The sequence below is a fragment of the Delftia sp. K82 genome (assembly GCF_002193035.1).
In the GTDB taxonomy this organism is placed as follows: domain Bacteria; phylum Pseudomonadota; class Gammaproteobacteria; order Burkholderiales; family Burkholderiaceae_C; genus Comamonas; species Comamonas acidovorans.
Map to the genome: position 1 here is coordinate 250,168 of NZ_MYFL01000003.1, position 716 is coordinate 250,883.

A 716-nucleotide genomic window follows, 5' to 3' on the forward strand; every position below is an offset into this window, starting at 1 on the left:
CCTACAGCAGCCGGGCGCACGCTGATTTCCGAGCTGGTGATGGCCTGCAGGCCGCGCGCCGTGCGCACCAGCAGCGCGCCATCGGGGCCCACGCCCTCGGCCGTGCCGCTTTCGCCATCGCTGAGATTGACGGCGCGGCCACGCAGCAGGTCGCGCTGGGCAAAGCGCTCCACCAGCGGCGCAAAGCCCTGGGCGGCAAAGGTCTGTATGTCGGAGACCAGGCCCGGCAGCACGCAGGCCAGGGCGGTGGGTGCGTCCAGGCGTTCGTCCAGCTCCAGCAGGCTGGCCGGGGGCGTGCGCATGCCGTCGCCGGGGCGCGGGCGCACGTTCAGGCCGATGCCCACGACCACGTAGCGCGGCGTGCCGGGCTCATGCGCGGCGCTGCCGACAAAGCTGGCCGTCTCGATCAGGATGCCGCCGAGCTTGCGGTCGCCGTCGATCCACAGGTCGTTGGGCCATTTGAGGCCGATGCGCGGGCGCTGCGAGCCCGGGGCGGGCAATTGCGGCTGCAGGCTTTGCGCCACGCTCAGGCCCACGGCCAGCGACAGGCCGGACCAGTCGGCAGGCGCCAGCGGCATGCCCAGCGAGAAGGTCAGCGAATCGCCCACGCCGCTGGTCCACTGGCGGCCCAGCCGGCCCCGGCCGGCGGTCTGCACTTCGGTCACCAGCAGCACGGGTTCGTTGCGGCCATCGCGGGCGCGCGCCATCAGCTCGGT

Annotated in this window: 1 protein-coding gene; it reads right to left on the bottom strand. The window is 73.2% G+C overall.

Annotation, left to right across the window (positions count from 1 at the left end):
- The coding region (locus tag KDK82_RS17990; protein ID WP_088166327.1) for a biotin--[acetyl-CoA-carboxylase] ligase at positions 1–716 on the bottom strand (716 nt) is incomplete at both ends.